Origin of the sequence: Nonomuraea muscovyensis (assembly GCF_014207745.1) — a bacterium.
In the GTDB taxonomy this organism is placed as follows: Bacteria; Actinomycetota; Actinomycetes; order Streptosporangiales; family Streptosporangiaceae; genus Nonomuraea; species Nonomuraea muscovyensis.
Genome location: NZ_JACHJB010000001.1, coordinates 3,022,117 through 3,047,542 on the forward strand (window position 1 = coordinate 3,022,117; position 25,426 = coordinate 3,047,542).

Here is a 25,426-nt window from a genome sequence, read left to right on the forward strand (position 1 = left end):
GGCCGGCCGTGTGACGCTAGAGACGCGACAAGGGAGGGCGAATGGGCTATCCGGACGTCGGGCGCCGCCGGGTGCTCGCGGCGGCGGCGCTGGGCAGGGAGGCGGGCGTCCCCGGCCCCGAGCCGTCGGCCGGTAATTCGTTACGCGCGGTCGCGGGTGAGATCGTCGACATCAGCCCGCACCTGGTCATCATCGAGACGCCGGAGGGCCGGGAGGAGCGGCTGGTCATCGCCCCCTGGGCCACCGCGTGGCACGGCGGCGACACCGCCCCGGCCGACATCCCGATCCGCTCCAGGGTCATGATGCGGACCGTGCGCGAGGGCAAGGTCGTCGAACGCATCTGGGCCGACACCGTCCGCATCACCGGCACGATCCTGACCATCGAAGGGCGCAAGGACCTGACGGTCGAGTTGTCCTGCGGCCCGCACCGCGGCCGACGCACGATCGTCATCCCCTACCGGGCCACCGGCCGTGTCCAGGTGCGTCACCCCAAGCTGGAGCCCGGCTACCTCTTCGACGCGATCGGCGTCAGGCGGGACGGCGCCTGCCACGCGCTGCTGCCGGCCACCTCCCAGCCTCCCTACCCCGCGCGCGCCGTGCCCCCGCCCCCGCCCGCGTACGCCGGGGTGCAGTCGCGCGTCTCCGGCACCGTCACCTGGTCCGACGCGTTCGACGAGGAGGAACGCGGCCTGGCCTACCCCATGGTCGAACGTTCCGACGCCGGCTGCCCCGACGCCGAGGTGTCCTGCGCGGGCCTGCCGTACCTCGCGGTCGGCTCGCTCGTCCAGGTCAAGAACGTCTGCGCCGAGCGCGCGGTCAACGTGCCGGTGGTCGCGTGCGGGTGCGTGGCCGGGCGGTTCTGCGATCGTTGCGTGGAGTGCGGCACGTCGCCGCGCGGCCGGATCGCGGAGCTGTCGCCGTCGTCGTACATCGAGCTCGGCGGCGACCTGGTCAAGGGATGCTTCAACGCTCAGATCGGATGGGGGTGACGCTGGTGGTGGCATCGCAGCTACCGGTCCTGATCGTGCTGCTCGTCCTCGGCACGGTGGCCAAGCTGTCCACAGTGCGCTCGGGCGGCGAGCCGGGCGCGCTGTCCAGGCTGGGGCCCGCCGTCCTGGTGCCCGGGCGGCTGCAGGCTCCGGCGCTGGTCGCGTGCGCGGTGGGGGAGCTGGCCCTCGCCGCGGGCCTTCTGGCGTCCACCGCCGCGATCTTCCGGTGGGCGACGGTCATGTTCTTCGCGCTGTCCACGTACGTGCTGCTGGAGCTGCGCAGGCGGCGGCCGGACGCCGGATGCGGCTGCTTCGGCGACGTCAGCGCGGCCCCCGTGGGCGTCCGGTCGATCAGCAGGACCGTCGCGCTGACCGGGATGGCGGTGCTGACGGTGTGGGCCGAGGTGCCCGGCTGGGTGACGTTCGTCCAGCCGTCGTGGTGGACGGCGGCCGGTGTGGCGCTGCTCCTGCTGCTGTCGCCCGAACTGGAGGAACTGGCCGACCGGGTGAGGTATCGCGCGCCCTGCGAGCAGCGCCGGGCCCCGGCCGAGAGCGTCACGATGGCCCGGCTGCGGGGCAGCCGTTCGTGGCGGGCCCACGAGGAACTGCTGGCCTCGGCTGAGCCGTACGACACCTGGCGGGAGCTGTGCTGGCGCTTCTTCGCCTTCCGGAGCAAGGACGACGGCGACGTGGTCTTCGCCGTCTACCTCAGCGGCCGGCGCCCGGTCGTGCGGGTCGCCGTGGTCAGCCCGGAGGACACCGGATCTCTGCCGTCGTATACGCCGGTATCGGCGTGACGTTAGACAGCCGTAGATTTCCCTCGACGGGCAGCGGGATATGACTCTATTGGGCTATCTAGCTTCCCCACTAGACAGCCCAATAGAGGACTAGGGGCGCCGGTCAGATCGGTTGGGCACGGAGGAACCTCCCGAAATGCGGCACGGTGAACGCGATCTGGCCGCGTTCGGCGCTGTAGATCAGCCCCTTCTTGATCAGGCTGTCGCGGGCCGGTGACAGGCTGGACGGCTTGCGGCCGAGGGCCTCGGCCACGTCGGCGGTGGCGACCGGCTCGTCGCCGATCTGGGCCATGGCGTGCATGTAGTCGCGCTCGGCCGGTGTGGCCCGCTCGTAGCGGCTGCCGAAGAAGCCGACCGCGAGCTCCTCCTCGGCCTCCGGCGCCGACACCTTCACGTCATCCACCGTGATCGGGCTGTGCGGCGCCAGATCCCACGCCACCTTCCCGTACGCCTGGACGAAGTAGGGGTAGCCGTCGGCCGCCTCGTAGAGCGCGTCGAGGGCGTCCTGGGTGAACTCCACCTGCTCCTCGCGCGCCGGCAGGATCAGCGCCAGGTCGGCCGCCTCCCGGTCGAGCTTGTCGATGCGCGCGTAGCGGAAGAGGCGCTCGGAGTAGCTCTTGCTGGCCGACAGCACGCTCGGCAGGTGGGGCAGCCCGGCCCCGACCACGATCAGCGGCCCGCCCGACTGCGACAGCTCGTGGCAGGCGGCGCAGAGCGCGGAGACGTCGGCGGCCTGCACGTCCTGCATCTCGTCGATGAACAGCGCGATGCCGACCCCGAGGTCGGTGGCCACGCTCGCCGCGTCGACGAACAGCTCGGTCAGGTCGATCTCCAGGTCGCCCGAGTCGGCGCGGCCCCGGGTGGCCGGCACCTCGATGCCGGGCGACCAGTGCGAGGTGCCCTTGGCCGCGGCCGGATCGCGCATCGCGAACGCCTTGAGCACCCCGAGGAACTCCTCGATGCGCTCCGGCGCCCGGTGGCGGGGGGCCAGCTCGCGGATCGCCATGTGCAGGGCGGCGGAGACGGGACGGCGGATCGACTGGTCGGGCCGGGCCTCGATCTTGCCCGTGCCCCACAGTCGCTGCATCGCCATGGACTTGAACGTGTTGAGCAGGACGGTCTTGCCGACGCCGCGCAGGCCGGTGACGACCATGCTGCGCTCGGGCCGGCCACGGGCCACCCGCTCCAGCACGACCTCGAACTGCTGGAGCTCACGGTCGCGCCCGGCCAGCTCCGGCGGGCGTTGTCCGGCTCCGGGGGCGTAGGGATTGCGCACAGGGTCCACGCTCTCGGACTTTATTGCCGGATATAGCGGCCGTCGTAGATTTGGGCAGAATGCGCTACGGCGTGTCCGGACAGGGGAGTCCGCCAGCACGGTCATCGGACACACCCCCTCTCACCAGGCCGAACCCGTGTTCGATTCGCTAGCGAGAACTGTAGCGCGGACTCGAACACGCATGCGATGTTTTCGGGTAAAGATCTTTGCAACGCGGCGGACGCCCCGGGCGTCTGGGTGGTGTGGAGTTCGAGGATTTCGTCCGCACCAGGGGCCGGGCCCTGCGTCGCGGAGGGCCCCGGCACCTCCGACGACAATCAGACCAAGGTGGTCAACCTGGAGACCGGCGAGACCAGGCAGGTCGTGGCCGCCCTCGGCGTCGAAGGGCTGCGCTGCGGGCCCACGTAACACGGCCACCGGCGTGGCCGCCCGCGTCGACAACCCCGGCGACTGGAACGGCATCGGCGTGTCCTCGGAGCCCAGCACGATCCTCTACTGGGGCTCGACCAAGGACCAGAGGCCCCGCGAGTACCGGATGCTCAACTTGGCAGCCGTACCACCCGCCCAATAGCGTTTCGGCCCATGCGGACCTTCGCGAACGTACAGGAGCTCAAGGCGGCCGTCGGCGAGACGTTCGGCCCCACCGAGTGGCGCACCGTCACCCAGGACCAGGTCAATCTCTTCGCCGACGCCACGGACGACCACCAGTGGATCCACGTGGACGTGGAGCGCGCCAAGGAGGGCCCGTTCGGCGGCACGATCGCCCACGGCTACCTGAGCCTGGCGCTGCTGCCGTCGTTCATGATGGAGCTCCTGCGCGTCGACGGCATCGCGATGGGCGTCAACTACGGCCTCAACAAGGTGCGCTTCCCCAGGCCCGTGCCGGTGGGCGCGCGCGTCCGGGCCGCCGCCGAGCTGACCGACGTCAAGGGCACCCCCGCCGGCTACCTGTCCAACCTCAAGATGACCATCGAGGTCGAGGGCGAGCGCCGCCCGGCCTGCATCGCCGAGACGCTCAGCCTGTACGTCCCCGCCCAGTAGCGGCATTCTCGCCGCCGCATGCAACAGAAGTACCGGCTCACCGGTCCCTGGTTTCGTGGACCATACGGCTGATTTCGATGAGTTCGTCCGGGCCAGGGGCGAGGCTCTCCTGCGGTACGGCTACGTGCTCTCCGGCAACATGGACGACGCCGCCGACCTCGTCCAGGAGGCGCTGGCGCGGCTGGGCGACGCCTGGCCGCGCGTCCGCAGGAAGGACGACCCCGAGGGCTACGTCCGCACGACCATGGTCCGGCTGCACATCAACGCCTGGCGCCGCCGCCACCGTGAGGACCTGGTGGCGGCGGTGCCCGAGAACGGCAGGTTCGACCGCTACGACGACGCCGACCTCTGGGCCGAGCTGCGGCAGTTGCCCCCTCGGCAGCGGGCCGTCCTCGTGCTGCGCTACTACGAGGACCTCCCCGACGACAGGATCGCCGAGGTGCTGGGCGTCTCCCGCGGAACCGTGCGCAGTCAGGCCGCCCGTGCCCTGGACAAGCTCCGGATCGCAAGAGTGCTGCAGGAGGCGCGATGAGAAGCGAAGAGGACCTGATCCGGACCCTGCGCACGGCCGCGGGCCACGCCGGTTCGGACGGCCTGGCGAGGGCGGTGGCCGCCCGCCGGCGGGTACGCCGCGTCCGGCAACGGATGCAGATGGTGCTGGCGGCCGCCGCTGTGGTGGTCGTCGCAGGTGCTACGGCCGCCGTCCTGTCCCGCGGGGGCGAACAGGTGCGACCGGCCGTCACCGTCACCACCGTCCCGGCCACGCCGACCTCGCGAGAGGCGGTCGCGGGGCAGAAGATCCGGCCGGCGGCCGAGGTGTGGCCCGAGGCGGTGTTCACGATGCCGGCCGAGGCCGCCGGCGGCTGGAAGTACCGCCCGGTGACCGGCCTGGGCCCGACCGAGGTGCTGCTCAGCGCCGAGTCGTCGTTCGAGAAGGCGGGACGGCTGGAGGTGTACGACTCGGCCGCCAAGAGCGCGCGCGTGCTCGGCGACGTGCCCGCCCCCGAGGGTGTGAAGGGCTACTTCGTCCAGGACTTCGAGGTCGGCGAGCAGCACATCGCCTGGTACGGCACGACGCCCAATACTCCGGACAAATGGTCAGATTTCTGGATTATGCCCAGGGCGGGCGGCACGGCGAAGCGCGTGGGGGAGGTGACGGGCCCCATGTCGGAGGTGGATCGCATCGGCGTCACCGACGACTCGGTCGTCTGGTCCGTCGAGCAGGGTGGTGTCTACCGCATGCCGCTGACCGGCGGCACGCCGGAACGCGTCGCCGACGAGCTCCATCTCATGTCCTGGCCGTTGGCGGCCGGCTACGCGAAGGACGGGGAAAGCGGCAGGAAGAGTCAGGACCGGGTGGTCAACCTGGAGACCGGGCAGACGGTCACGGTGCCGGCGCCCGCTGGAGTCACATTCCTCACATGCGGTCCGGTCTGGTGCTACGGCGCCGGCGACGACCGGACGATCGTCCAGCGGCACGACGGATCCGACCGCAGGGACCTGCCGGCGGCAGTCCGCCTGCACGGTATGAGCGAACTCCTCGGTGACCGCTTCGCGCTGCTCACCCCGTACCGGAGCGGTGATCCGGCCAAGGTGTACGCCCCGCTGGTGGCCACCTACGACCCGGTCACCGGACTGATGGGCGGCATGAGCAGGATGCCGTCCGACGGCGGAGGGGCCGGCTTCGGCCGGGGTATCTCCTCCTCACCCACCACGATCGTCTACTGGGACGAGGACGTGCGGTCGTCCCTGGTGTGCACCACCAAGGGACGCGGGAAGCAGTGCGAGACGAAGCAGCGAGGCGGCGGCAAGGAGCTCACCATCGTGAACCTGGCGGCCGTCACAGCAGGGAGCGGATGATCGCCACGGTCGCCACCACGGCCAGCACCCCCAGGTAGGCCAGCACCAGCCGGGTGTCCCGGAGCAGACACTTGCTCCGGGACAGCCCGGCCCGCCGCGCCTTCCAGTAGCTGGCGAACCCCAGCGCCGCGAAGCCCAGCACCGCCCACGGCCCGAACAGCCACGCCAGCAGCGCCACGGTCGCGTACACGCACAGCCGCAGCGGATCGTACGGTCCGGCCTGCTGCGGCGCGCTCACTGCAGGACCTCCAGCGGCAGCCGCACCCGCGGCTGCGAGGCCACCGCCGACAGCCGCTGCTCCGACAGTTGCGGCCACGCCTGCACCGCGCAGAACGGCGCACACTGGTCCTGCTCGGCACGCGTCCCCACGTGCACGCAGCACTGCGTCAGCCGTTCCTCGATCATCGTCGAGATGTCCATGAACGGCTTGACCGTGATCCGCACCACCCGCTCGCCGAGCATCCTGCGCAGCCTGCGGCGCCGGCCGGGCAGCGCCGACGACGCCAGCGTGAGCAGGGTGGACACGCCGAGGTCGCAGTTCTCGCAGATGTCGCGCCACAGGTCGCCGATCTGCGGGTGCGACAGCGACGACTGCTCCGACAGCAGCCCCAGCAGCGACTCCTGCACGGCCAGTCGCAGCTCGCGCGGGATCTCGCTGTCGGCGATGCGGTTGGAGACCAGGCCGAGGTTCGCCTTGAGCCGGTCGTGGCCCATCAGCGCGACCAGCGAGCGCCACTGCCGCGCGTCGTCGCGGATGAGGTAGCCGACCGAGCAGCAGTGGGGGTGCGAGCACGGCAACGCCGTCAGGTCCCGCCACGTCACCAGACCATCGGTCTGGGGCCCGAGCCGCCTGAGCACCCCGGTGTGGGTGAGCCGGTCCATCGGGTCGATCACTCCGCTCCGGCCCGAGCCGAACTGCGGCTGCAGCGACACACCCCCGACGTAAGGCGTGTCGAGGGCCAGCCGGACGACGTCGCCGATCTCGCCGTCGTTGACGCCCAGCGCCGCCGTCATCACCAGCGTGGTGAAGATCTCGCGCTCCGACAGCCTCCGCACGGCCTGCTCCTTGAGCCGGCGCAGGTCGCCGCCGCGGTGGTGCCTGGACGCCTCGGCCGAGCTCCCGTCGTACTGCAGGTAGACCTCGACCCGTTCGCGGTGCTCGGTCAGCAGGTCGAGCAGGGCGTCGTCCCGGGCGACGAGCACGCCGTTCGTGTTGAGCAGGATGCGCGTCACAGGCCGCTGGACCAGCTCATCCAGCAGCAGCGGGAGCTCCGGGTGCAGGGTCGGCTCGCCACCGCTCAGCATGAGCACGTCCAGCTTGCCGTTCTCGCGGGCCAGCCGCTGGTCGACGTTCGCGAGCACCTCGGCGACCGGCACCACACCGCTCAGGTCCGGCGAGCTGCCGGCGAAGCAGGTCGGGCAGCGCAGGTTGCACGCCTCGACGATGTCCTCCAGCAGGATGCAGGTGTGCTGCGTCTGCATCTCCGGCAGTCCGCGCAGGTACGCGGCCGGCACCGGTGTGAAGTTGCCCGTCACGTCCGGGAGGTGTTGTTTCGTGGGCGCGGTCCACTCCTCGAGGTACGCGAGGATCTCCGGGTCCTCGTCGTACAGCGTCCGTACCAGCCCGTGCTCGCGGCACCCGCGTTCCAGCCACACCCTGTCGTCCCGGGCGGCCAGGTAGCCGCTCAGCCGCTCCACCCGGTCCAGGTCACGACCGTGGCAGTGCGGGCAGAACGCGTTGACATATCTGAGGATGCGGTCGCCCCTCAGCCCCATCCCCGTACTCATACCGCGACCTCCCGCCCGAACAGGGCATCGTAGTAACCACGCCGCCACCCGTAGGCGACCCGGATCCCGAGCAGCAGCATCCCCGGGATCAGGAACCACTGCGGCCCGGTGAGATCCAGCCACCCGGTCTCGTTCGCCCGGGCGAACTCCACCAGGAACCTGAACACCGCGTAACCCGCCAGGTAGAGCGTGAACAGCTCGCCCGGCCGGGTCAGCCGCCCGCGCGCCCACACCAGGACGCCGAACGCGACCAGGTGGAACACGATCTCGTACACGAACGACGGGTGCATGGCCTGCCCCGCCAGGCATCCCGGGCACTCGGGCGTCGTCGCGGGGGCGTGCACACCCCACGGCAGATCCGTGGGCCGCCCCGGCGCCTCCGTCAGGTGACACCCGATCCGCCCGACCGCCATCCCCAGGGCCACCGCCGGGGCGAACAGGTCACCGGTGCGCTCCCGATAGCCGATGATCCGCTTGGCCGCCAGCACTCCGACGTACGCCCCGGTCAGGCCGCCCAGGATGCTCCGCGAGCCGTACAGCCACAACTCCGACAGCTCCAGCGTCTCCAGCCACCCGGCCAGCCGCATCCCGATCGCCCCGCCCACCAGCGCCCCCGTGACGGCGACCAGCGACTGCTCGGTCAACGCCCCGCGCCGCCGCGCCTCCCGGACGAAGACGACGGCGGCCACGAACACCCCGAGGCCGACGAAGATCTCGTGCAGCGGCATGTCAGCCGTACATCGTCGGATTGAGGCCCGTGCAGTACCCGGCCGACACGATGGACCACAGCGCCCACCCCAGCATCAGCCCGAGCCCCAGCCCGGTCGCCCACGGCCGCCGCACGAACAGCAACCCGGCTCCAGCCCCCAGCCCGACCAACGCCAGCACCAGGGCGCCCGCCACCAGTATTCCGGTGTTGATGGTGTCGTTGCTGTTGCTCGTGGCCATGACCAGCACCACGAAGCCGAGGACGATGTTGAGGACGCTGTAGACGGTCACGCCGACGAACGCCAGCGCCACGGTGATTCCCGCGGACCCGCTCGACGGGGGAGGCGGCGGCGGCTGCCACCCCCCAGGGACCCCACCCGGCGCCCCACCATAGGGCGGCCCACCATAGGGCGGCCCACCATAGGGCGGCCCGCCATGGGGCGGCCCGCCATGGGGTGGCCCACCGTGTGGCGGCCCACCATGGGCTGGCCCACCGTGTGGCGGCCCGCTGTGAGGAGGCCCACCGTGAGGCGGCGGCCCACCTGGCGGCAACCCACCGGACGGAGACGCCCCGGTCGACGGAGACGCCCCGGTCGGAGGAGGCGGTCCGCCGGAAAGCGGCGGCCCAGTGGGCGGCGGTGCGCTACCAGGAGGAGGACTGCCAGGAGGAGGCGCGCTGTCAGGACGAGGACTACCAGGAGGAGGTGCGCTGCCAGGAAAAGGCGTAGCACCAGAAGGCGCCGGTTCACTCGCCACCTGCGGCCCACCCCCCGACCGGCCGCCCGACCCGTGCGCCGGCCCCTCAGCCGCCTCGCCCTGCCCCGACGACGCCCGGCCCTGCCCAGCGGCCTCGTCACTACCTTCCGGTGACTCCGGTGGCGGTGTGTTCATCACCCGACCCCCCCAATCCCCAGCCAGAGTAGGGGCAATCGCCCGGATTTGTATGTACCGATTCCTCCCTCACCCTCCCGGCCCGGCCACGCCGGCAGGGACCAGACCCCCGCCACACCACCCAAGACCCGGTCCACCCGTTCACAAGCCCCAGCCGGCCGATCCCTTCCCACCCGGCGGGGCCCGACGACCGCGCCACGCGGACCCCGATCTGGCGGTGCCGGAGGCGGCTGGTTCGCCCACCCCCGCTTGCCCCGGTGCGCCCGCCATCCGCAGCCAAGGAGCCGACGGGAACAGGCGACCCAGCAAACCGGCCATCCACCCGACCACTCCCACCCTCAGCCCCTCAGCCCCTCAGCCACGAACGCCCTACTCCCCATCCGTCGAGTAGTGATCCGAGTAGTAGATCGCCGCCTGCACGCGACTCTTCAACCCCAGCTTGTTCAGCACCCGGCTCACATGTGTCTTGGTGGTCGCCTCCGCCATGTCGAGCTCCTTGGCGATCTCCGCGTTCGACAGCCCCCGCCCGACACAGGCCAGCACCTCCCGCTCGCGCGGCGTCAGCCCGGCGGCCCCCGCCCCCGGCGGCTCCCGCCGCAAAGGCTGCTCGGCGAACGCGGAGATCAGCCGCCGGGTCACCGCAGGCGAGATCAACCCATCGCCCCTGGCGACGACCCGGACCGCCTCCACCAGCGCATCGGCATCGGTGTTCTTCAACAGGAATCCGGCCGCCCCCGCCCGCAGCGCCCCGAACACGTACTCGTCCACATCGAACGTCGTCAAGATCAGCACATCCGCCACCCCGGCCAGTTCCCGGGTGGCGGCGATCCCGTCAAGCCGCGGCATCCGTACGTCCATCAACACCACATCAGGCCGCGTCTCCCGAGCCAGCGCCACCGCCTGCTCGCCGTCGGCCGCCTCCCCGACCACCTCGATGTCGTCGGCCCCGTCCAGGATCATCACGATCCCGGCCCGCACCGCCGCGTGATCATCAGCCACCAGCACCCGAATCATCACCCTGCCTCCGAACTCTGCCGAACCTCGCCGCCCAACCCCCGCACCACGACCCCGTCCCCCCGCAACCCCGGCCGCCCCGCAACCCCAGCCGTTCCGCAACCCCGGCCGCTCAGCTCAACCCGAGGCCACAGGCGCCCCACGACCCCGGCCACCCGGCTCGGCCCCCGACCCCGGACGTCGGCCGTCACCGATCACCGGCAGTCACCCCTCCCCGCCTCCCGTGGGCAGGACGGCCTTCACCCGCCACCCACCCCCGTCCACGGGCCCCGCCTCGAACGACCCGCCCACCAGCGCGGCCCGTTCGCGCATTCCGATCAACCCGGCCCCCGCCCCGTCCAGCCGGGCCCTACGCCCGTTCACCGGATTGTCGACCGCCACCGACACCCGCTCCGGCGCGTACTCGATGACGACGGTCGCGGCCTCCTGCCCATGTTTGAGAGCGTTCGTCAGCGCCTCCTGGAGAATCCGATACCCCGCCAGATCGACCGGCGCCGGCAACTCCCGCACCTCTCCCTCGACCCGCATCGTCGTCGCCAGCCCTGCCTCGTGCGCCCGTTGGGCCAGACTCTCCGAGTCGGCCAGCCGTGGCCGCATGGCATCGGCGGTGTCGTCGCCCTCCTGCCGCAGGAGACCGATCATCGACCGCATCTCGGCCATGCCCTGCACGCTGTTCTCCCGTACGGACTGCATGACCCGCCGAACCGTCCGCTCGTCGAGATCCCTGCGGGAGAGAGCGGCTGTGGACTGGATGGCGATGGCACTGAAATGGTTGGCGATCATGTCGTGCAGCTCGCGCGCCATCCGCCGCCGCTCGGCCGCGATAGCCGCCTGCCGGTCGAGCTCCGCCAGGCGGGCCACCTGCTCGGCCCTGGCCCGTTCGGCCGCCGCCTGATCCCGCTGCTGCCGCAGCACCATCGCCGTCGTCACCGGGGTCACCAGCACCAACGCCGCCTGAACGGCGAAGATCGGCAAGACCTTCCAGTCCCTGGCCAGGAACCCCGCGACGGCCCCGGCCAGCACCGCTAGCACGCTGGCCCCACCCAGCAGCCACCGCGAGAACCTCGCCGGCCCGTACAACGCGGCCGCGTACGCGTTGTCCGTGAACACCAGAACGGTCGGCAACGACGGCCCCACCACCAGATCCAGCGAGATGCCCACCACGCCGAGCCCCAGCGACACCAGCGGCGCCCGATACCGGACGAGCACTCCGGCGCATGTCAGGGCCAACGGCACCACCAGCACCCACTCGGGCACACCCCGCCGCGTATAAGCACCCCCCATGATCAGGAGCACCCCGACGACGAAGACCAGCCCCGCCCAGTGCGCCGCGCGTCTCATACCCCCATCCCACCATCGCCCGCGAGCCCCACCCTCCTCCGCCCGACCGCCTGTGGATACACCGTTCGATGTATCCACAGGATCGTTTCCGCCGACGATGTACGGAACGTCCCGTCCCGAGACGATGAATCAGTGATTGTCGCCATCCTGATCGGCTGCGAGGTCGGCTTCTGGGTCCTCCTGGGGCTGGGCCTCGCCTCCCGCTACCTGTGGAACCGCCGCACGCTGAGCACGGTCCTCCTCCTCAGCGTGCCGCTGCTCGACGTCATCCTCCTGGCCGCCGCGGTGATCGACATGCGCGGCGGCGCCACCGCCGACCTCAGGCACGGCCTCGCCGCCGCCTACCTCGCCTACAGCGTCGTCTTCGGCCACCGCACCCTCCGCTGGGCCGACGCCAAGTTCCGTCAGCGCTTCGCCGGCGGCCCCCCACCCCCGCACCCGCCGGCGGCCGGCATGGCCCGCGCCCGCTACGAATGGGCCTTCTGGCTCCGCATCGCCCTCGCCTACGCCCTCGCCTGGTTCATCGTCTTCGGCCTCACCTGGCTCGTGGACGACCCCGCCCGCACCGAACCCCTGTTCACCTTCATGTACGGCCTCCTCAAAATCCCCCTGATCGCCCTGATCTGGCCGGTCAGCTACACCCTCTGGCCCCGCAAGCCGGACACCGTACGGTCATGATTGCCAAATCTGGTTCGAGGCACCGCCGAAGACCCGCTATGCTTGCTTACGCAGCGAGCGGCCGTAGCTCAATGGATAGAGCATCTGACTACGGATCAGAAGGTTGGGGTTTCGAGTACCTCCGGCCGCACCACAGCTCAAAGGCCCTTCGGGATGATCCCGGAGGGCCTTTTTCGATCTCGTACAGCAGCGGTTTACAGCAACGTCCTCAGCTCCCGGAGCCGTCAAGGCTTTGGTTGAGCCGGTCGAGAGCCTTACGGGTTTCGGGGCTTGGGATCTGTGTGTAGACGTCCATGGTCATCGAGATCTGAGAGCGCCGCAGGATGCGCATCGCCACGCGCGGGTGGACGTCGAGGGCGGCCAGGAGCGAGGCGCAGGTGTGGCGGGTGTCGTGGACGCGGATGTGCGGGACGCCCGCGTTGCGGCAGTGGGTTTCGAAGGCGCGGTTGAAGTTGCGCGGTTCGATCGGTGTGCCGGTCCGGGTGGTGAACGTCAGGTCTGAGGGCTTCCATCTGTCTCCGGCCGCCTGCCGTGCCTCCTCCTGGACACGTTGGCGGTGTCGGAGTGCGGAGACGCAGAGGCCGAACAAGGGGAGGGAGGCCGTCGAGTCGTCTGTCTTGGTCGTCTCACGGTGGAGAAGCCGGCCACCGAGCCTGGTGAGCTGGCGGGAGATCCAGAGTTGTTCGCCGCCCAGGTCCACGCAGTCCCAGGCCAGGCCGAGGACTTCCCCGCGGCGCAGGCCCAGGACGAGAATGAGCACGTACGCCGCGTAGAGCGGGTCATCAACCTCCCGAAGGTGTACGAGGAACGTGCGGGCCTCGTCGACCGTCCACACCGCGTGCTGGCGCTTCTTCTTGGTCGTGCTGGGGCTTGGCAGCGTGGTCAGCGATGCGACGTTCTTCGAGATCAGTTCCTCCCGCAGGGCGTGACCAAGCGCGGACCGCAGGACGCGGCGGATGCCCGCGATGGTGCTGCGGGACGGGTAGCCCTTGCAGCACTTGCCGAGCGAGCAGCACCGCCGCTTGTGTTCGGGCCGCTTGTGGTCCTTCTTCTGATCGCAGCAGGTGCAGAGGGTGGGCAGGGTGTTCAGCCAGGCTTGTACGTCGCGGACGGTCAGCTTGTCCAGGCGCTTCTTGCCCAGGCCGGGGACGATGTAGAGCCGGACGAGCGGCTCGTACGCCACGTAAGTCGTGGGCTCGCGGTTGGGCTCGATGACTTCGGCGAGCCAGCGCTTCACGAAGGCGGCCACCGTTTCATGCCTGGTGGCCACAGGTCCCTTGCGCGCGAGCTCGTGGAGCTTGAGCCACTTGTCGTGGGTCTCCTCGCGGGTCTTGCCGTAGGCCCACTTGCGGGTCTTCTTGCCCTCGGGTGTGGTGACCCAGACGTAGCCGGCCGCACCGTCTGGGCACTCATCTCCCTCGCCCCCGTCGGCCCAGTCACATGATTGACTGTCTGTCGCCCCACGTCCCAGAACCAGAGCGAAACTGCTCCCGCCTGGTCTGGCTCACCGCTCGCAACGAGCCGCGCAGAACGCTCGCCTGGACCTGCCATTGCGCTGATGTCGTCTACGAGCTCTGCGCAGCAGGTGGCCAGACCTTTCTCCGCCGCACCGATTCGCCGGGGGAGAAGGCTGTTGAGACTCATCGCATGAGCACCCGAGAGGGACACGCCACATGGCAGGCCCTGCTCGACGGGCATGTCCGATAGCAGTATCCGCAGCTCAGACGCTATGCGGTCAAGCATCCCGTCAAGATCATTTGGTCTGCCGTTCCACGGATGAGAAGTTTCTCTACGTCTTCAAGGGCAGCCCGCCTCCGGCGGCCTGCCGCGCGTCGGGCGGTCGCTGGCCGCGCTGCGGCTCTTCGGCCGGTCGCGGCCAGCACCGCCCACGCGCTATCAGCAATACGGCGAACTGCTAGAACGTCGAAAGGCGGATCACGGCCGAACCCTCGACCGGCTGGACCTGATGTCTCAGCACCCGATCGCTGAAGACGCCACAGCTCAAGCTTGCCGAGTTGTACTCATAGGAGATCAAGCGGCGGCGCGGCGCGCCGCCGTGCCCCCGGCCCTCCGCCCGCCCGCCGTCCGGCGTGCGGCCTGGGGGCCGGTCCCGGACGGCGGCGGGATGCCGGGCCGGGCACTGCACACCGGCCCCGCCGTACCAACCGAACGCCCCGACCGGGGGTTGCCCCGCCGCCGCACAGATTCAGCCCTACGATCGCCACTGCCTGGCCGGCCGCCGTAGATTGCTGGGGGCGATCGTCGATCCGTGCTTCGTTCCTCAGCACGGCTCACCGAGCAGGGTTGTTACGGTCCAGCTCCATGCCGAGGGGCGCTCCAGCGTGTGAGAGCTACACGGTGAGCTTGCGCTCGGTCGCGTCCGAGATGCGGTGTAAAAGTGAACGAGCGTAGGTTGCCGTGCTGAACCGACCAAAGTTCGCACTACGCAAGGACCTACGCTCGTGGCACGCACACTACCGCCCGTTCAGGCCATCCGCGCCGAGATCGACGCCCTGTTCGCCTCTGACCGTGATCTGGTCGAGGTCATCGAGGACGTCGCCCGGCTCGGCGCCCGCCTGATCATCCAGACCGCCGTCGAAGCCGAGGTCGATGCCTTCCTCGGCCGCGCCCGCTACCAGCGCGCCACCGCCGTCACCGCTGACGCCACCAGCTCGAAGGAGAGCACGGTGCGGCCCGGCCATCGCAACGGGCACTGCCCGACCACCGTCAAGACCACCAGCGGGCCGATCACCATCGCCCGCCCGAAGCTGCGCGGCACCACCGAGAAGTGCGCCTCCCGCCTGTTCGGCACCGGCGTCACCCGCACCCACGCGCTGGAGACGCTGGTGATCGCCTCCTTCGTGCGCGGGCTGAGCGTGCGTGACGTCGAGGGCGCGCTGGCCGACGCGCTCGGCCCCGAGGCCGCCCTGTCCAAGTCCACGGTCTCGACCATCTGCCAGGCCATCGTCGCCGAGTACGACGCCTGGTGCCGCCGCGACCTGTCCGAGGTGGAGCTGGACTATCTGTTCCTGGACGCCTCGCACTTCAAGATGCACGACGGGCAGCGGGCCGAGCCGATCCTGGCCGCCTGGGGCATCACCACCGCAGGCAAGCCCGTCTTCGTCGGCCTGGCCGCCGCCGGATCCGAGTCCACCGACGCCTGGCACGACTTCCTGACCGACCTGGCCGGCCGCGGCCTGCGCCCGCCACTGCTGATCGTCTCCGACGGCGCACCCGGCCTGATCAGCGCCGCCGAGCAGGTCCTCGCACCCTCGCTGCGCCAAAGGTGTCTCGTTCATCGCGCCCGCAATGTGCTGGCGAAGGTCAGCGCCGGCGACCAGTCCGAGGTGAAGGCCGCCTACTGGCAGATCTTCGACCTCACCGAGCTCGGCGACGACATCAAGCCCGGCCAGCAGCTCGTCGACTGGGTACAGCGGCGCATCGACGCCTTCGCCAAGGTCTGGGGCGGCCGGTATCCAGCGGCGGTCAAATGCCTGCTCACCGACCGGCAGAGCCTTACCACCTACCTGCGCTTCCCGCTCGAGCACCACAAGCGCGTGCGGCACTCCAACTTCATCGAGCGCACCTTCGGTGAGACCCGCCACCGCGTCAAGGTCATCGGCCGCCTCCCCGGCGAAACCAGCTGCGTCTCACTCGTGTGGGCCGTACTCGACCGAGCCGCACGCGGCTGGCGCGGCTTCACCATGACCAGCACGGGCCTGCGCATCCTGCATGACCTCCGCCGAGCCCTGCTGCAGCCGCCCACACAGCTCCACCCGTCCGACGACCCAGCCTTGGCACCCGTCACCGAGGCCGCCTAAGATCCAACCCACGGCACCTACCTCGTCGAGCCATTTACACCGCTCCGAGGACGCGACCGAGCTTGCGGTCAATACAGCTTTGGGGAGGCGGCGGTTCTGCGGAGAGCCGTCTCGTACTGCTGCCTGTCGAAGACAAAAGGACCCAGCGCCCTGAGATCCCAGTTGGGACGGTGGCCGTTACGAAACCCAGACCAAGTGACGGTCTGCTCGGTTACCTCGACCTGCGCGGTCAACGGCCAGCATCCCCAGTCGCCGCATTCGCAGCCCAGCAGCACCGTCTCTCCTTCGGAAAACCACTGGAGACGGGGTGCCCCGAGGAAATGGGTGCTCGGCCAGCAGATCAAGTCCCGCTCCAGTAGTCCCGCATAGGCCCCCGCGATGCTTGGGCTGGAGGCCAGCGGTAGTTCGACGACGCGCGCGAGTTCGATGAGATTGATGCCGTCGACCAGGATGTCCATGCGCGGATAGACGCTGGGGGCGACCGGCCCTACGCGGAACTCGATCACATTCACGGAGATACCTTATGTCTTGAGTTTAAGATGCTTCGCCAAGTTCGGACGGTCACGAACGTCCTTGGGACACCAAAACAGGGCCGAGACTCAAGATCCGGGATATGCGCGGGATGAACTGCGGACGGTCAGTGCCGCGGTCGATCAGAAGTGCAGGTCGTAGAGCACTCAGCGTCCGAACCGTCAGCCCGCTGTAAAACCGTCGGCTCTCAGGAGCGTGTTTCGGGGGTTGCAGTTTGGGCTGCCATGCACGGCTCGTACCGAGAAGCGCACCACAATCGAGGTCTCGGCCATCGTGCGATGACTCAATTAGGTGACCAGCGCCACCGGTCGAGCTCGGTCCACTTTGCTTCGAGGGCGGTGGCGAGTTGTCCGCCGAAGGCGACCGTTCCCTCGTGGGAGGCGAACGCGATCCAGGTAAGCGTGTCATCGCTCCACACGCCCTCAGCGCCGGTGTACTGGGGTTCTAACATCTCTACATCTACGAGGTAGTCCGCGCCGTACTCGCGCAGTTCTGTCACGCGGCCGCCGCTCATGTCGCGTACTGCGGCGCGCACCTGGGCGAGTCCCTGCTCGTCCCACATCGATACCTCCGTCAGCACGAGGACGTCGGGTGGATTCGGCTCGGCGAGCATGGGGTACCACGACCTGCCCACCAGCCCCCACCGCTGCTCCAACTGTTTCTGTCGTTCGAACGACTCGGCGGGCATCAACACGCGCCGGTAGGGCAGCGGTTCCACCGGAAAGTCGGCCCGCGCTACCCAGGCTTGCAAGGTCGACTGAAACAGCCGGCGTTCCTCAGCCATCGCCTTTGCCTCGGTCTTGTTCGATGCCGGTTGTGTGAACGGCGACTGGGCCGTGTCGGCAGCCTCGGATAGGGCGTCGACGAGGTCGGAGAACTCGGGCAGCCGGTCTGGATCGAGCCGCTCCACGTGTTCCAGGATCGCTGCGATCACGTTGTAGCGGGGGAAGATGCGCCAGGCTTCGGGACGGTACTTGTACCCGAATGCGGACCGTCCCTCGTTGGGCAGTGCGGCGTACTTGTCGGTCAGCTCGTCGTACCGCTCCATCAGGTACCGTCGTGCCGCCGTGTGCAGCGTTACCGAGTCCATGCCACAAACTCCCCATGATTCAGCCGCCGGCGCACTCTGATGCCTGGCAACGGACGTTTCAGTCCAGCACCTGGCCCAGGTTCATGAAGAGGTTATCGGCGACGGATGACCTGTCTGTCGACCAATCACCGGTGAGGCCCTGACGATCGCCGGCCTCGGTTCCCGTAGTCGAGGGCCGTGGCGATTGCTGCAGCGGCCCTTCTCCGCCGCCTCCCGATGGCCGTGGGAGAGGTGACAGCAGCGCTGACAGCAACGTCCCCACACGTCGACCCATCCACGCCACCGTCCGCACCTGACCATGGTCTTGATCACTGGAGCAGGGTGGTTGTTCCGCCTGAAAAGCGGAAGGTCGGCGGTTCGACCGCCCCTGACCACCTCACACGACCAGCCAAGATGCCCCGAAGCGAAGACCGCTCCGGGGCGTTTTCGCGTCTGTGACAGCAACGTCGCCGCCTCCGCTGCAGGGTTGATTTCTTCCTTGGCCTGTGGCGAAAGATTCGCAGCACGGTACAGAGCTGCCCAAGGCGCTACGGACGGTTCGTGCCGTCGACACCGCCACGATGATCGAGTTGCTGCGTGAGACGTCGCACTCCGCGGAGTCGCAGGTCGTTGAGCGGCTGGCCTTTCACCTCGCGCCGGGAGGGGCACACTATGTGATCCCTTGGCCACGTAGGTCGTGGGATGTGGCCGTAAGGCTGCGTCTGTGCGGCCCATTAAGAGCGGTCTAACAGGTCTGTAGCGATGCAGCACGGCGGCCGCAGCACTGGCCGGTAACGACGCCAGCGCATGGCGGACGCCCCGCGGATCACGAGGGTCGGGAAGGCGTTGAAAGCATTCCAGCAGACTGAGGCAGTCGGCGGCGGAGGCGGTCACCGTCCCGTGCTCGGTCAGTGGGCAAGAGCAGCACTGATCGGCGATGATGAGGGGACAGGCACGGTCTTCTCTGGTGATCATTAGGCGTCGAGAACCTCATGATCTCGAAGGTCGTGCCTGTTCTCGTCCTGGAACGTGTCTCCAGGTCTCCAGGCCCCTCCTGCAGCCCGGAACAAACACTCCCAGAAACGGACACTTAGGCTATTACCTCGCCGTGGCCTGAGCCTCCAGGGGAGGATGTCCTCACTTGGCTGCCCCTGGAACCGCGAAAGGGTGGTGTGCTGAAGAAATGTCGGGGAGGTTCGCCGGTAGGAGCGGCAGCGCGTCAGGAACCGTCCGGATCGGGTGGGAGGCGGAACTGTGGAGCTACGGCATTTCCGGTACTTTATGGCGGTCGCCGAATACGGGAGTTTCACCCAAGCCGCCGAACGCCTGTTCGTTTCACAGCCGACGTTGAGTCAGCAGATCCGGGACCTGGAACGAGAGCTCGGAGTCACGTTGTTCCGGCGTGAACGTGACGGCACACGGGTGACTGTGGCGGGGGAGGTGTTCTACGACCGCGCGAAGCGGGTGTTCGCTGCCGTGGAGGATTCGATCGCCGACACGCGCCGGGCGGCGTCGACGATGTCGACACTGTGGATCGGCGTCGCGGGCCCGCTCCCTGAGTCGGTGCACGTTCCCGTCGTCAGCGCGTTCACCGCGGCATTCCCACAGGTGCAGATCCGCATGCACGAGCTGGGCTTTCCGACCTACGAACAGCCGTTGATCGACGGACAGGTGGACGTCGCGCTGCTGCGGGGGCCGATGGATCTTGACCGTCTGGTCTGCCTGCCGGTCGTGGCCGGCGAGCCGTCCGCCCTGCTGACACCGATGGGTCACCCGTTCTGGGACGCCGATGCGGTTGACTTGCGCGACTTCCTCGCCGAGCCCCTGCCCAGGATCTCCCGGGAACTGTCGGAGCGAAGCAGGGCGTTCTGGCTGTACTACAAGGAACGCAACGACGAGTACCCGCGGCTGCTGGGCCACGACGCGGCCACAGCCGCCGACATGGTGCTGTCGGCCGGCCTCCACGGTGTGGTGGTTCCCGCGCCGATCGAAGCCGTACGGGGCGTGATGGTGGCCCGGTTCAAGGCGGTGGAGTTGCGTGGTGGCCACCTCAGTACGACGTATGCGGCCCGCCGGCGCGATGACCGACGGGCGCTGACGGAGACCTTCTGCGAGCTGGCGGCTCAGATCGGCGCCGAGGTCGTCGACGCGGATAGGTGGCGCCGATAGCAGGATCGGCGAGACGTCTTGGACGGCGAGCCGACCGGCGGCGATCCTCGGGTGAGGAGACCGACTAGGTCTCGACCATCGCGACTTGGAGGTCCGTCCGTGAGCACTGCTGGTGGATGCGTGCGCCTGAGGTTGCGCCGCCTAGCCGTCCTGATGTGTGCCGTAGTAGTCACTCTCGCGGGAACGACACCGTCGGCATCGGCATCGGCGTCGGCGGAAGTGTTCTACCCGCTGAACACCTGGTGGAACGCACAGCGCCTGGACAACGTGACCACCGGAGACCTTCGTCAGGAAGAGATGGCCGCTGCCGCGGGGTACGGCTACGTTCGCCGCGAAGGGTGGCTCCTACAGTCCCCGCCCAGCCCGGGAACCGCGCGCCTCGAACTGTTCTGGAACCAGGCGCGGCAGGACAACGCCAGCTTCGCGACGGCGGAGGGTATCGCCTCGGCGTACAGCGCCGGCTACGTCCACGTCGACACCGGGGGCTACGTCTACACCAGCCAGGTGCCGGGCACGATCCCGCTCTATCAGTTCTGGAGCGCGGCCCGTCAGGACAACGTCCTCGCCGCGACGCCCCGCACCATTGACGCCGCCCGCAGTGCTGGATACGTCCTGATCCGCATTGAGGGTTACGTGATCGAAAAACCGCTGGAGCCTTAGGCCGTACCAGCTCAGCACTTCGACGCAATGTCATCCGGACGGGGGAACTCGGCTGGTTGCAAAGCCGGAAGCGCATGATGTGTCACTGAATCGAAACTGTGTGGTTGCCGCCTCTGCCTGGGAGTCCCACCGGCCAGTAGTGTTGCTCCTGCGGAGGTGGCACCCGCGCAGTTTCGGTTCGATGACCATCCCGTCGGCCAGGTGTCAGTAGAAGATGGTCCTTTGGCCGTTCGGGTCTGCGTCTGGACCGGCGAGGTCGGCATGCGTATGAGTGTGACTAGTTTGTGGTTTCCGTGAACCTGCCTATGTACGCCCAATATTCCATGAGTGGTCGATGGGGGCGTGGACATGAAAAAGGGGCGCTTGAGCGGGGCGCTTGGTGTGATCTCTGGGGTGTTGGCCATTCTGGCGTTCCTTGGTTACCAGAACTACAAGGATTTCGACAAGAAGACATCGCCTGATGCCGGCAGGCCGACGGCGGCCGCAACCGCTCCAGACCAATCTGCTTCAGACCCGGAAAAAGGCAAGTGGGACTATATCCACCTGGCCGACACCGCCTGCTACTCCGTCACGGTCAAAGTGGAAGGGCTCGCAGATTACTCCCCGAGAAGTCCCACTGTTTGGCCCAAAGCGGTGAGTGGGTTACGTGCGCGCATGTTGTCGCGATGGAAGAAGGTCGGCCAGCCGGATGACCCATTCTCCACGTCGTTCGGCGATGAAACCAGGAAGATCTGGTCGGATTTTTCCGATGCGAACTGGTGGTGGTCGGAGATGATTCGCCTGATGGCGCGTGGAGAATGGGATGACGCCCGGTCGGCGTACAAGAAGTTCAAGATCTACGACGACGCCGCCATGCGGCGTGCGAACCGGCTCGGGTATTCGAACTGCGACTACGACTGGCCCAGGTTCACTTCATGGTGATCGCGTGACCGCGATGCGTGTGAGCAGGTTGGCGGCAAGCCATCCGCTTGGAGAATGTATCGTCCCGCTCGCCCCGAGCAGCGGTGACGCGATGGTTCGACCTCGCCGATGCGCAGTGGGCGCTGCTGCCTGCGGGCGAGAACCAGGTCGATCCTCGCGGTGGAGCAAGTGCCAGTTGATCGACGGGATCCGCCGTGGCCCGCTTTGTCGGGTTGGCACCAGGTGGCCATGGCTGAGGTGACAGCAAGACTGACAGCAACGTTCTCACATGCCGACGCATCGACGCCACCGTCCACACGCACCTGACCGTGGTCTCGATCGCTGGAGCAGGGTGATCGGTACGCCTGAAAAGCGGAAGGTCGGCGGTTCGACCGCCCCTGACCACCTCATCTGACCAGCCAAGATGCCCCGAAGCGTTACCGCCTTGCCCAAACCCGAGCCGGAGCCGAACAAGTCAGCTGACCACACTCACAGGGGTGGGACCGGAATACGCCAGAAACCTGCCGTGGTGACCGGTAAGCGCGGGTCAGCGGGTGGCCGAGCTTGGACTGACCAGATCACTCCGTCACGGGCAGGCACTCGGCAAGCAGGTCGACGACGTCGCGCCAGGCTCGCTGCGCGTGCCGTGGGTGGTAGCCGACGCCGGGGACCACGGCGTGGTCGACCGTCGGGTGGTGGAAGGCGTGCAAGGCGCCGCCGTAGACCACGAGGCGCCAGTCGACGCCCGCGGCCTGCATCTCGGCGGTGAACGCGTCCCGTTGCGCGGGCGGCATGATCGGGTCTTCCGACCCGACCCCGGCCCACACCGGACAGCGAATGCGCGCCGCCTCGCCCGGTCGGCCCGTGGTCAGTGCGTTGACTGTCCCGATCGCGCGGAGGTCGACGCCGTCGCGCCCGAGCTCCAGCCCGATGGCGCCCCCGGTGCCGTAGCCGACGGCGGCGATCCGGTCGGGGTCGGTCCGCGGTTCGGCGCGCAGCACGTCGAGCGCCGCGTGGCCGATGCCCCGCATCCGGTCGGGGTCGGCGAGCAGCGGCATGCAACGGGCCAGCATCTCCTCGGGGTCGGTGAGCAAGCGCCCGCCGTGGAGGTCGAAGGCCAGCGCCACGTATCCCAGCTCGGCGAGCGCATCGGCTCGGCGGCGCTCGACGTCGCTGAGCCCTGGGCCCTCTGGTCCGAGCAACACCGCGGGGCGGCTCCCGATGCCGGAGGGCAGCGCAAGGTGCCCGATCATCGTCAGGCCGTCGGCCGGGTACTCGACCGTGCGCGTTGTCACTGTCGTCATGAGACTGGACTGTAGTGATCGTCGAGCCCGGTCGGACCGGTGTTCACCGCTGGCAGAGTTCACCGCTGGCAGAACAGCGCGGGTGTGCCTCTGATATGCGGCGATGGCTCACAAGGTCAGTCACAAACCCCGTTCTCGCGGCAGCGTTATCGGATCATCTGCCCTGGCCACGGTGCTGGAGACTGACCCTCGCGGCAGGTTTCTGGCATATTCCGGCCCACCTCTCACACAGCGTCACGAGAGCCATGCCCCAGACCCACGGGCACGGCTCTCGTTTTCACCAACACTCAAGGCAGTTGATCAGCAAGTGGCTCTCGAACCGACCGACACATGGCTCTCGGATCCACCTTCATAGCCATAGTTCCTTGCTGTTCGGAAGGACACAGAGGATGTCGCTGGCATCCGATTGGATGAGGCTCATGACTGCTCACGATGTGGCCCGGCTGCTGCCTGATATCCCGGTGCTTCGTGATCTGTGCCGGTCCATGGCGGTGCTGGAGGCCATCCTGAGTCCGGACTGGTCCAGCCGCTACCACTCCTACGACGCCGGCTGGGGGCCTGGGGAGGAGATGGCCTCGATGAGCAACGGCTCGGGGGACGAATACTCGATCGTCTTCTCCGCGGCGGGTGCGTACATCCGCGGCTTCGCCCACGAGGCGGTGATGAGCCCGTACGGCAAGGACGGGCCGTGGCCGGGGGTGCTCGACTCCGTTCCTGAGGTGTTCCGCCAGTGTGTGCGGGAGCCGGCGTTCTGTGACGAGGACAGCATGCCGGTCGTGACCGCCTGCTTGTGGCGCGCGGTTGGTGATGACTGTTGGCGGGTGGGTGAGATCGACTACCCGGACGGCGTCAGCGATCCCGATGGGGCGGCGTACCTGTTCGCGCGGCTCGTCGATCCGTCTCCGGAGGCGTTCCGGCGGTTCGCGGAGGACTACTACGAGGTGCCCGTGGATCTCGATGCGGTGCGGCACGTCTATGCCCTTCGGCCGCTGACGCAGACGATGGTCGCCGCGCTGAACGCCGACCTCTCCCTGGATGACCTCGCCGACGATCTTGTGGCAGCCCGATATCCGTCCGTTGCCGGCTGAGAAACCAGGAAGGTCAACGTGACTCTTTTCCTGCGCGAGCTGGGCGGCAGCAGCGCTGAGGTGCGTCGGCAGCGTGCTGTACAGCAGCGCGTACAGCAACCCCGCCTCACGCGATCTCATGGCTTCGACCTCTATCCACCGCCTCAGCAGGGCAGCAGCGCGCGAACGAGGCGTCTGCCCTTCCCTACGGATCAGAAGGTTGGGGTTTCGAGTACCTCCGGCCGCACAAGGCAAAGGCCCAGGTCATCAGTGCGATGACCTGGGCTTTTTTGCGTTTGGATCAACCTTCGGTGTCCGGTGGCGTCCGGCTGTCGCCGGTCGGCAACGGCTGACCGTCCCCAATGTGGCCCCACGCTCCGGAGCCAAGGTAGATCTGGTCGGCCAGGACTCCAGGCGCCAGCCAGCCTTCCTGTCGCTGGCAGGCATGATCTCTGGGGAGAATGCGCCCAGTTCGCCGCTCTCGACGACCCCCAGGCCCCGAGAAAGGCCACCATGGAACTTGACCAGCAGACCGTCGACGATGAGATCGAGCGCTTCTTTGCGCGCCATGGCAGAGGCTGGAGGTCTCTCGCCAGACGTCAAGGATGGCTCGTCAGAGCTTTCGTCGCCAGGGAGGGACTGGCCATTCTGGACCGCATCACATTCGGCGTGGAGTGCTCCTGCTGTGAGGAGGAGGCGGAGCAGCGGTGGCGACTTCATGCGGTGAAGAGTGAATACCGCCGCCGGAGAAGCAACCGTCGATGAGTTGCACCGCTTCCCAGCGAGGACTACGGCCACGTTCGCCGTACCCGCGCATCTGAGGAGTGGCTGAACCTTCGGTTATCGCAGCCAGCGGTGATGCTGGAGACTTCTCGGCCTTGGCACCACCGCCAGGAGTCCTACTTCAGGATCTTACTGAGTAGGCCGGCCTCCGTGTTGTCCATGCTTTTGGTGATCTTCCGCGTGCGCTCTTCCCCTACGGATCAGAAGGTTGGGGTTTCGAGTACCTCCGGCCGCACACATGCGAAAGGCCAGCCACCAGGGGAGACCTGGAGCGGGCCTTTGTGTTTGTCAGGACAAGGTCGAGATCTCGCTAACACCCTTGCTAACAGCGTGGCTCCCGGGTGGCTCCCACTACTCACCGATCGCCTGGGCGAAGATGTCCGCCGCCGAGGCTTCCGCCGCGCGAATCACGTGGGCGTACACGCGAAGCGTGATCGAGGGATCGGCGTGGCCGAGGCGGGCCGCGGCGACGTGAACGGGAACACCGGCCAGGAGGAGCGTGGTGGCGTGGACGTGGCGCAGGTCGTGGAGCCGGGCGTGCGGTAGCGGGTCGTCCTTGTGGGCCTTGTTGGAGCGCTTGATGGCAACACCGACACCGCGCTTCGAGCCGACCGCACAAGTCCAGGAGCGCCCTCGGCCTCCCGTAATCCCCACGGGGTGGCACGGCGATGCGGGGTGCGATCTTCGCCGCGGTGCGTCTCGACGGTGACCGCCCGGGCGGGGAGGCATCGGGCTTGAC

Annotated in this window: 26 protein-coding genes and 1 tRNA gene; 15 read left to right on the forward strand and 12 right to left on the reverse strand. The window is 68.4% G+C overall.

Features of this window, described 5'->3' with window-relative positions:
* Nucleotides 1-41: 41 nt before the first annotated feature.
* Entirely contained in the window at nucleotides 42-989 is a 948-nt protein-coding gene (locus tag FHU36_RS14365) for a hypothetical protein (RefSeq protein WP_185084177.1), read from the forward strand.
* Nucleotides 980-1,786 (forward strand): MauE/DoxX family redox-associated membrane protein, encoded by an 807-nt coding sequence (locus FHU36_RS14370; protein ID WP_221495881.1) that lies wholly within the window; start codon nucleotides 980-982, stop codon nucleotides 1,784-1,786. The genes FHU36_RS14365 and FHU36_RS14370 overlap by 10 nt, the downstream gene beginning before the upstream one ends.
* A 103-nt stretch (nucleotides 1,787-1,889) precedes the next feature.
* Here the strand turns inward: FHU36_RS14370 and FHU36_RS14375 are convergent, their stop codons facing one another.
* Entirely contained in the window at nucleotides 1,890-3,071 is a 1,182-nt protein-coding gene (locus FHU36_RS14375) for an ATP-binding protein (RefSeq protein ID WP_185084178.1), read from the reverse strand.
* A 177-nt stretch (nucleotides 3,072-3,248) separates the two neighbouring features.
* Here FHU36_RS14375 and FHU36_RS14380 point away from each other — a divergent pair, with 177 nt between their 5' ends.
* Genes FHU36_RS14380 through FHU36_RS14400 form a run of 5 tightly spaced genes read left to right on the forward strand, consistent with a single transcriptional unit; the run spans nucleotide 3,249 to nucleotide 5,963 of the window.
* Nucleotides 3,249-3,470, forward strand: coding sequence for a hypothetical protein (locus FHU36_RS14380; RefSeq protein ID WP_185084179.1), 222 nt, complete (start codon nucleotides 3,249-3,251; stop codon nucleotides 3,468-3,470).
* A 13-nt stretch (nucleotides 3,471-3,483) separates the two neighbouring features.
* On the forward strand, nucleotides 3,484-3,633 hold the full coding sequence (locus FHU36_RS14385; RefSeq protein ID WP_185084180.1) for a hypothetical protein: 150 nt from the start codon (nucleotides 3,484-3,486) through the stop codon (nucleotides 3,631-3,633).
* An 11-nt stretch (nucleotides 3,634-3,644) separates the two neighbouring features.
* Nucleotides 3,645-4,103: a MaoC family dehydratase gene (locus tag FHU36_RS14390; RefSeq protein ID WP_185084181.1), complete on the forward strand. Its 459-nt coding sequence runs from the start codon at nucleotides 3,645-3,647 to the stop codon at nucleotides 4,101-4,103.
* Between the two features lie 55 nt (nucleotides 4,104-4,158).
* A complete protein-coding gene (locus tag FHU36_RS14395; protein ID WP_185084182.1) occupies nucleotides 4,159-4,635 on the forward strand; it encodes a SigE family RNA polymerase sigma factor in 477 nt (158 codons plus the stop codon).
* Nucleotides 4,632-5,963 carry a TolB-like translocation protein gene (locus FHU36_RS14400; RefSeq protein ID WP_185084183.1) on the forward strand — a complete coding sequence of 444 codons (1,332 nt, stop codon included), beginning with the start codon at nucleotides 4,632-4,634 and terminating at the stop codon, nucleotides 5,961-5,963. The genes FHU36_RS14395 and FHU36_RS14400 overlap by 4 nt, the downstream gene beginning before the upstream one ends.
* On the opposite strand, the gene FHU36_RS14405 is transcribed toward FHU36_RS14400, so the two are convergent.
* Genes FHU36_RS14405 through FHU36_RS14420 form a run of 4 tightly spaced genes read right to left on the reverse strand, consistent with a single transcriptional unit; the run spans nucleotide 5,944 to nucleotide 8,771 of the window.
* Nucleotides 5,944-6,201 (reverse strand): hypothetical protein, encoded by a 258-nt coding sequence (locus FHU36_RS14405; RefSeq protein WP_185084184.1) that lies wholly within the window; start codon nucleotides 6,199-6,201, stop codon nucleotides 5,944-5,946. The genes FHU36_RS14400 and FHU36_RS14405 overlap by 20 nt on opposite strands.
* Entirely contained in the window at nucleotides 6,198-7,751 is a 1,554-nt protein-coding gene (locus FHU36_RS14410; RefSeq protein WP_185084185.1) for a radical SAM protein, read from the reverse strand. The genes FHU36_RS14405 and FHU36_RS14410 overlap by 4 nt, the downstream gene beginning before the upstream one ends.
* Entirely contained in the window at nucleotides 7,748-8,479 is a 732-nt protein-coding gene (locus FHU36_RS14415) for a prolipoprotein diacylglyceryl transferase (RefSeq protein ID WP_185084186.1), read from the reverse strand. Before FHU36_RS14415 ends, FHU36_RS14410 begins: the two co-directional genes overlap by 4 nt.
* 1 nt (nucleotide 8,480) lies before the next feature.
* Complete coding sequence (locus tag FHU36_RS14420; RefSeq protein ID WP_185084187.1) at nucleotides 8,481-8,771, reverse strand: hypothetical protein; 291 nt, start codon at nucleotides 8,769-8,771, stop codon at nucleotides 8,481-8,483.
* A 155-nt stretch (nucleotides 8,772-8,926) separates the two neighbouring features.
* Between FHU36_RS14420 and FHU36_RS14425 the strand changes: the two genes are divergently transcribed.
* Nucleotides 8,927-9,187, forward strand: a complete 261-nt coding sequence (locus FHU36_RS14425; RefSeq protein ID WP_185084188.1) for a hypothetical protein — start codon at nucleotides 8,927-8,929, stop codon at nucleotides 9,185-9,187.
* Nucleotides 9,188-9,719: 532 nt separating this feature from the next.
* Here the strand turns inward: FHU36_RS14425 and FHU36_RS14430 are convergent.
* Together FHU36_RS14430 and FHU36_RS14435 are read right to left on the reverse strand one after the other, a co-directional pair.
* Complete coding sequence (locus tag FHU36_RS14430; RefSeq protein WP_185084822.1) at nucleotides 9,720-10,364, reverse strand: response regulator; 645 nt, start codon at nucleotides 10,362-10,364, stop codon at nucleotides 9,720-9,722.
* Nucleotides 10,365-10,568: 204 nt separating this feature from the next.
* Nucleotides 10,569-11,705, reverse strand: coding sequence for a sensor histidine kinase (locus tag FHU36_RS14435; RefSeq protein ID WP_185084189.1), 1,137 nt, complete (start codon nucleotides 11,703-11,705; stop codon nucleotides 10,569-10,571).
* Nucleotides 11,706-11,837: 132 nt separating this feature from the next.
* Here FHU36_RS14435 and FHU36_RS14440 point away from each other — a divergent pair, with 132 nt between their 5' ends.
* Together FHU36_RS14440 and FHU36_RS14445 are read left to right on the forward strand one after the other, a co-directional pair.
* Nucleotides 11,838-12,383: a hypothetical protein gene (locus tag FHU36_RS14440; RefSeq protein WP_185084190.1), complete on the forward strand. Its 546-nt coding sequence runs from the start codon at nucleotides 11,838-11,840 to the stop codon at nucleotides 12,381-12,383.
* A 57-nt stretch (nucleotides 12,384-12,440) separates the two neighbouring features.
* A tRNA-Arg gene (locus FHU36_RS14445) sits at nucleotides 12,441-12,516 on the forward strand.
* Nucleotides 12,517-12,591: 75 nt separating this feature from the next.
* On the opposite strand, the gene FHU36_RS14450 is transcribed toward FHU36_RS14445, so the two are convergent.
* Nucleotides 12,592-13,632, reverse strand: a complete 1,041-nt coding sequence (locus FHU36_RS14450) for a site-specific integrase (protein ID WP_221495882.1) — start codon at nucleotides 13,630-13,632, stop codon at nucleotides 12,592-12,594.
* A 1,213-nt stretch (nucleotides 13,633-14,845) separates the two neighbouring features.
* Between FHU36_RS14450 and FHU36_RS14455 the strand changes: the two genes are divergently transcribed.
* Entirely contained in the window at nucleotides 14,846-16,204 is a 1,359-nt protein-coding gene (locus tag FHU36_RS14455) for an IS256 family transposase (protein WP_185084191.1), read from the forward strand.
* 68 nt (nucleotides 16,205-16,272) lie between these two features.
* Here the strand turns inward: FHU36_RS14455 and FHU36_RS14460 are convergent, their stop codons facing one another.
* Both FHU36_RS14460 and FHU36_RS14465 read right to left on the reverse strand, forming a co-directional pair.
* Nucleotides 16,273-16,716 carry a hypothetical protein gene (locus FHU36_RS14460; protein WP_185084192.1) on the reverse strand — a complete coding sequence of 148 codons (444 nt, stop codon included), beginning with the start codon at nucleotides 16,714-16,716 and terminating at the stop codon, nucleotides 16,273-16,275.
* Between the two features lie 302 nt (nucleotides 16,717-17,018).
* Nucleotides 17,019-17,825 carry a hypothetical protein gene (locus FHU36_RS14465; protein WP_185084193.1) on the reverse strand — a complete coding sequence of 269 codons (807 nt, stop codon included), beginning with the start codon at nucleotides 17,823-17,825 and terminating at the stop codon, nucleotides 17,019-17,021.
* 1,233 nt (nucleotides 17,826-19,058) lie between these two features.
* On the opposite strand from FHU36_RS14465, the gene FHU36_RS14470 reads away from it, so the two are divergent.
* The 3 genes from FHU36_RS14470 to FHU36_RS14480 all read left to right on the forward strand — a co-directional run bounded on the left by FHU36_RS14470 (nucleotide 19,059) and on the right by FHU36_RS14480 (nucleotide 21,554).
* Nucleotides 19,059-19,973, forward strand: coding sequence for a LysR family transcriptional regulator (locus FHU36_RS14470; RefSeq protein ID WP_185084194.1), 915 nt, complete (start codon nucleotides 19,059-19,061; stop codon nucleotides 19,971-19,973).
* A 219-nt stretch (nucleotides 19,974-20,192) separates the two neighbouring features.
* A complete protein-coding gene (locus FHU36_RS14475) occupies nucleotides 20,193-20,633 on the forward strand; it encodes a hypothetical protein (protein ID WP_185084195.1) in 441 nt (146 codons plus the stop codon).
* A 342-nt stretch (nucleotides 20,634-20,975) separates the two neighbouring features.
* On the forward strand, nucleotides 20,976-21,554 hold the full coding sequence (locus FHU36_RS14480; RefSeq protein WP_185084196.1) for a hypothetical protein: 579 nt from the start codon (nucleotides 20,976-20,978) through the stop codon (nucleotides 21,552-21,554).
* A 557-nt stretch (nucleotides 21,555-22,111) separates the two neighbouring features.
* On the opposite strand, the gene FHU36_RS14485 is transcribed toward FHU36_RS14480, so the two are convergent.
* Nucleotides 22,112-22,837 (reverse strand): dienelactone hydrolase family protein, encoded by a 726-nt coding sequence (locus FHU36_RS14485; RefSeq protein ID WP_185084197.1) that lies wholly within the window; start codon nucleotides 22,835-22,837, stop codon nucleotides 22,112-22,114.
* 389 nt (nucleotides 22,838-23,226) lie between these two features.
* Here FHU36_RS14485 and FHU36_RS14490 point away from each other — a divergent pair, with 389 nt between their 5' ends.
* Entirely contained in the window at nucleotides 23,227-23,925 is a 699-nt protein-coding gene (locus FHU36_RS14490) for a hypothetical protein (RefSeq protein ID WP_246502042.1), read from the forward strand.
* A 1,113-nt stretch (nucleotides 23,926-25,038) separates the two neighbouring features.
* Here the strand turns inward: FHU36_RS14490 and FHU36_RS44380 are convergent.
* Nucleotides 25,039-25,341 (reverse strand): tyrosine-type recombinase/integrase, encoded by a 303-nt coding sequence (locus FHU36_RS44380; RefSeq protein ID WP_312891588.1) that lies wholly within the window; start codon nucleotides 25,339-25,341, stop codon nucleotides 25,039-25,041.
* Nucleotides 25,342-25,426: the final 85 nt, after the last annotated feature.

Excerpts from the sequence above, each read along its gene's own strand:
- FHU36_RS14365 (WP_185084177.1), top strand. The coding sequence starts at position 42 with ATGGGCTATCCGGACGTCGGGCGCCGCCGGGTGCTCGCGGCGGCGGCG.
- FHU36_RS14370 (WP_221495881.1), top strand. The coding sequence starts at position 980 with ATGGGGGTGACGCTGGTGGTGGCATCGCAGCTACCGGTCCTGATCGTG.
- FHU36_RS14380 (WP_185084179.1), top strand. The coding sequence starts at position 3,249 with ATGTTTTCGGGTAAAGATCTTTGCAACGCGGCGGACGCCCCGGGCGTC.
- FHU36_RS14390 (WP_185084181.1), top strand. The coding sequence starts at position 3,645 with ATGCGGACCTTCGCGAACGTACAGGAGCTCAAGGCGGCCGTCGGCGAG.
- FHU36_RS14400 (WP_185084183.1), top strand. The coding sequence starts at position 4,632 with ATGAGAAGCGAAGAGGACCTGATCCGGACCCTGCGCACGGCCGCGGGC.
- FHU36_RS14410 (WP_185084185.1), bottom strand. The coding sequence starts at position 7,751 with ATGAGTACGGGGATGGGGCTGAGGGGCGACCGCATCCTCAGATATGTC.
- FHU36_RS14415 (WP_185084186.1), bottom strand. The coding sequence starts at position 8,479 with ATGCCGCTGCACGAGATCTTCGTCGGCCTCGGGGTGTTCGTGGCCGCC.
- FHU36_RS14430 (WP_185084822.1), bottom strand. The coding sequence starts at position 10,364 with ATGATTCGGGTGCTGGTGGCTGATGATCACGCGGCGGTGCGGGCCGGG.
- FHU36_RS14435 (WP_185084189.1), bottom strand. The coding sequence starts at position 11,705 with ATGAGACGCGCGGCGCACTGGGCGGGGCTGGTCTTCGTCGTCGGGGTG.
- FHU36_RS14465 (WP_185084193.1), bottom strand. The coding sequence starts at position 17,825 with ATGGACTCGGTAACGCTGCACACGGCGGCACGACGGTACCTGATGGAG.
- FHU36_RS14485 (WP_185084197.1), bottom strand. The coding sequence starts at position 22,837 with ATGACGACAGTGACAACGCGCACGGTCGAGTACCCGGCCGACGGCCTG.
- FHU36_RS14490 (WP_246502042.1), top strand. The coding sequence starts at position 23,227 with ATGTCGCTGGCATCCGATTGGATGAGGCTCATGACTGCTCACGATGTG.